The sequence below is a fragment of the Dolosicoccus paucivorans genome, assembly GCF_900100125.1.
Lineage (GTDB): Bacteria > Bacillota > Bacilli > Lactobacillales > Aerococcaceae > Dolosicoccus > Dolosicoccus paucivorans.
Window position 1 is genome coordinate 1 of sequence record NZ_FNEL01000077.1, and the last position, 4977, is coordinate 4977.

Consider the following 4977-nt stretch of genomic DNA (forward strand, 5'->3'; position numbering starts at 1 on the left):
TGTTGGAGTTTCACCAAAGTCTTTTTCTAATGGGGTTACTTCTGGTTCGTACTTATCTGCTTGAGTTTGTGGATCTTCACCAATGATAATTGGAACTTTGATCTCATCTTTAGATCCGTCTGGATAAGTTACTTCTACATCAACTTCGTAGTCACCTGGAGTATTTCCATCAGGGATTTGGTTTGGATCCTTAACAGTGATTTCTGGTTGTTCTGCATCTTCAGGGTAACCTGGGATAGTTACTTGACCAGTAATCTCATCTTCTGTTGGAGTTTCACCAAAGTCTTTTTCTAATGGTGTTACTTCTGGTTCGTACTTAGTTGCGTCTTGTTGTTCTGCTGTAGAAACAATGTCGACTGCTTCAGTAATTTCAGTACCTGCTGGAACTGTCCACGTAATAGGCTCTTTATATCCTTCAACAACTTCTACGTTTGGATAGTGTTCTTCAGCTAAAGCTGAACCAATCTTAACATCGTAGTGTTTTGGAGTTTCGCCAGCTGCTAATTCAGTACCTTCACCTGCATCAACAGTTACACGTACATAACCTTCTGGAGTTGCTGCGTCTTGATCGTCTGTACGATCGATAACTGGATCTAACTCAGCAACGTTAATTGTAAAGTTAGTGTTGTCTGTTGAACCGTCTTCATAAGTTACAGTTACTGGAATTTCAATTGCAGTACCTGCTTCTGCCTCAGATGGTGTATACGTGATGTTGCCTGTAGCAGGATCAATAACAGCACCCGCTGGAGCATCTGCTCCTAATTCGAATTTAGGATTGTTTGGTTGAGTTTCTGCCGGTGTACCATCTTGGTTAGTGAATGTTGGTGTACCTGATTGAACCTCTTTACCTGCTTCGCCATCTTGATCCGTATAGTTAGGTTCGAAGAGCTCTGCTTGTTCGTTAGGAACAGCAACTACTGAGTCTAGAGCTAAAGCTTCTGATGTAGATGAAGTATTTGCACCTTGTAAGAACACACCTGAAGTATAGATTGCGCTTTGATCTAAATCTGCAGGAACTGTTAATGGATGTGAACCAATTTTACCTACATTATTAGATGTCATCGTTACAGGATCGCCTACTGGAACTCCATCTTTAAACCATTGTAATTGATACTCACGGTTAGGGAATAGTCCACCTGTTTGAGAGACCAAAACATCGCCTGGTTTTGCTACTTCTTCAGTAGAGTTTTCAATCATTACTTTATGCATTGGGTTTGTAACAAGTAACGTAAAGTCTTGTCTCTTACCATTGTATGAAGCTAACATTTTTGAGTCATATAAGTCACGTGAAATGTCTGGGTTAGCAAACATATTGTAACGTGAGTTATTTGAATAAATTACAGTATTCTCCACTAATGGAGCAATATACATATAATCTTGGTTGATATGACGGTGTTTTTGACCAATTGTACCGTTCCATGCCATTAGGTTACCGTGTGAAAGATCTTCGTCACGAACAACCGTACCGTACTCTTCATCAGAAATCGTATGACTTATAGATGCACCAGAGTTTTGTCGGTATGGACTGATACCATATAATCCTCTAAACGGAATATAGTAGTAACCATTTTGATCAACAGTACCGATAACTGTTTCAGCGATATGTGATCCTACACCGTTAGTTGCTTGATATTCTGCAACAATTTGTGCTTGAGCGTTTCTGAAATCATCAATTGTCGCCTTTGGATTTTCTTTTTTCCAGTTATCGAATAAAATAGCAACTTCATCATTTACATAAGATGCTGCAATTTTAGTTCCTGTAGCGTTAACGTCAGAATTATCGTGTTTTAACCAACGAGCATCTGAACCACTTGGCTCATAAAGGTCATACCAAACATAACCTTCAACTTTTCCATAATCTCCTTGATTAGCCCAAATACCGTCAGACGTTCCTGAAGTAGTCCATTCCGCTTCTGGTTTCATTAACCAATCATTTAGAAGTTTTTTCTCTTGAACACGAACTTGTGCGTTCTCGATTAATTCTTTACCAATTGTTAAGTTCCATGATTCGTTCGTACGAGCTGTAGCAACGTGGAAATTACCTTTACCGTCTCCACCTTTAACTACATCATAACGTTCTTCATTTGGTAACGTTACCCAAGTTCTGATTGCTGTTTTTCTTACTCCAGAGTTTGAAAGTCTGAAGTAGTGCTCTACCCCTGTACCATCAACAAATGGTTTTGATAGGTCAATTGTAAATCTACCATCTGCATTTGACGTTGTATAATATACAGGTGAAACTGTACCGTTTGAGTCTGTCCACTGTAAATAGACTTTAGCACCTGCCATCGGTGTGTCGCCGGTTGTGTATTTAGTACCTTCTTTTTGAAGTTTAACAGTACCGTTATAACTGTAGTTTTGTAACCATGTACCTGGTGAATAGATCGCTTCTTGTTCAATTTGTTCTTGAAGTGAGCTATCGACATCGCCAGATGCTTGTTGTGACTCTTTGTCTGCGTTTGGATCAGTTTCTAATCCAGGGTTTGTTACATCAGGATTAATATCTCCTGCACCTGAATTATCTTGTTCACTTCCTGCACCATCTGGTGTAGTGCCGTCTAGTTCGCCAGCGCCATCATTTGCCGCACCGTCGTTTGGTGCACCTGCGTCAGCACCTTCTTCACCAGCTGCGTCTGGTTGTGTTGTTTGTGTTTGTTCTTGTGTTTCAGCGCCAGTTTCAGCTGCTAATACAGCGTCTGCTCCGAAGAAAATACCTGCTGCTACCGCAACAGATGCCACACCCACACTGAACTTACGGATACCAAAAGTTTGAACTTTGTTTCCGCGTTTCATTGTTTGCATGCGCGTGTTGTTCTTACTAAACATATATTTACCTCCAATAAATAATAGATTTTGTAATTAAGACTAAGTGATTATTGATACCTTCGCATCAATAATTACAATAATACGAAGTGCTTATCGTCTCACGAGCCAAGTGAGGCGAGTCATTACATGCGAGATTTCGATCGAGCATCATCTCCTCTATAAACAATGACAAATACGACAAGTGACTTCTTTCGCAAGTGCTAGGCACTCGCTCTGATACTAATTATACTATATAGCAATATAATATCAATGGTTCTATTTATTAAGAATTTATTAGATCAGAATTCTCATTAGAATGATTCTTCCTTTCACTATCATCTTTTAAGTTGATTAGACAAGAAAATCTTTCTATACTTTTTGTTAAATTAGAATCAGACTACTCTAAACATCGTCATTTCGATCATTTTATTGACAATATATATACAAAACTTTTAATATGTCTATTGACTGCCTTTAATATTTCACGCCATAAAAAAGAAGCCACTTCTTCAGTGACTTCCTACCTTACTCCTTCAATACACTGTCCATTAAGCGGATAAACTCTGTCGTCGATCGATCTTTAGCGAGATGGTCGCAAGGTAACCAATCATATTGTTCAGGGCCATCATAATAAATTCCAATCAGTGGATCCTTTAATTCTTTATCCGTTAAGTACCGAGCTAAGATCCATTTCAATTTATACTCATCGTCTTCTTGATACTCGAAAGGATGACGTAAGACATAATCCAATTGTTCAGCTAGTAATTCTGTCATAATAATGATCTTTACTTTAGCATTTAAACAATCCATTACGTCAGTTACTTCAAGAGCGGGATGCCAATTTGTAATGGTCGACGGCATATTGTATTGAGTCGCTAAAGCGAGTTGAATTCCCTCAGCTGTTCGGTCGACCTCTCCATTAAATAAACTACTATATAGTATACACGCATCAAGTTTAGTCTTCATAATATAACCTTCCTATTTAAGATTGAAGTAACATCTGTAATTGATCAGGCGTCGTCTGTTCGTCAAGTTCATGGTAAGATAACCCACTTCCTGATTGGATTAATTCTTTAACTAAATTAATCATCTCCATCTTACCTAAACTTGAATCAATATAACCTGAATAATTTTGGTATAACTTAATGTACCCAAAGGCCGATAAATCTTCGCCGGCCAGTTCTTCTCCTAAGGAGCGAATCACTTGAGCTTGACGTTCTTGTTTAGAAACTAATTCTCCTTCTTGAGGTAAATGACGCATATAAGCCAGAGCTTGTGAACCGTCCATCGTTAACGTATCCCCTTCTTGGAAGGAATATCCATCTTGTTCAAAGCTTTCAGACACATAAACAGTAACTCCGCCCACTTCATCGATTAACTCTGCGACACCGGCCATATCTAACGTTAAATAATCATCAATCGAAGCGTCAGTCCACTCCTCAATTCCGTCAGCTACTAATTGACCTCCCCCGATAGAGTAAGCTTCCGCAAGGGTGCCTTCACCCTGTTCGGGAATAGAAATCATTAAGTTTTGAGGTAAACTAATTAACGAAACTTGTCCTGTTCCTTCATTATAAGACACCACTAAAGTCGAATCACTTTGACCGCTGCCATCTGCTTGGCGGTCACTTCCAGTCATTACAATATTTGTCACCCCATCCGCTTGGGCAGAAGACGTTAGTAAACTAAACGCTCCCAGCCAACCGATGAGTAGTCCATATATTATTTTTTTAAGCACACTCATTCCTACTTTCTACGATAATTCTTAGATGTATCATACCATGAGCCGAGTGATAATTTGTTATAAAAGTGTGAACACTTTACTAAAAAAAGACCTTAACGCTTGTGAACTGCTCCCTGTCAAGTAGACAGGCAAATAAACAAAATAATTTGTGCCATGTATGAATCACTCATGCATGGCTTTTTTTTATGCGGGGATTTTTAATCCCATTTTCAAGGTTACCCGTTGGGTATTATAAAATTCAATATATTGTTTAACGTCATTCTCCAATTCCTCAAAGCTCTTATAGGTCTTCAAGTGATACATCTCTTCTTTGATGATCCCCCAAAAGTTTTCCATTGGCCCATTGTCGATACATTTACCAACACGAGACATACTTTGAATAATCTGGTTCCTTTTGATAAAGCTGTTAAAGCCATGAGACGTATACT

Annotated in this window: 4 protein-coding genes; all 4 read right to left on the minus strand. The window is 38.8% G+C overall.

The window, feature by feature from the left end:
• Positions 1 to 2826 (minus strand): Rib/alpha-like domain-containing protein (locus BLR79_RS08325; RefSeq protein ID WP_143338839.1); only part of this gene is annotated, 2826 nt, incomplete at its 3' end.
• A 504-nt stretch (positions 2827 to 3330) separates the two neighbouring features.
• Complete coding sequence (locus BLR79_RS08330) at positions 3331 to 3771, minus strand: hypothetical protein (RefSeq protein WP_092086923.1); 441 nt, start codon at positions 3769 to 3771, stop codon at positions 3331 to 3333.
• Between the two features lie 16 nt (positions 3772 to 3787).
• A complete protein-coding gene (locus BLR79_RS08335; protein ID WP_159427638.1) occupies positions 3788 to 4543 on the minus strand; it encodes an LCP family protein in 756 nt (251 codons plus the stop codon).
• Between the two features lie 189 nt (positions 4544 to 4732).
• The coding region (locus BLR79_RS08340; RefSeq protein ID WP_143338840.1) for an IS3 family transposase at positions 4733 to 4977 on the minus strand (245 nt) is incomplete at its 5' end.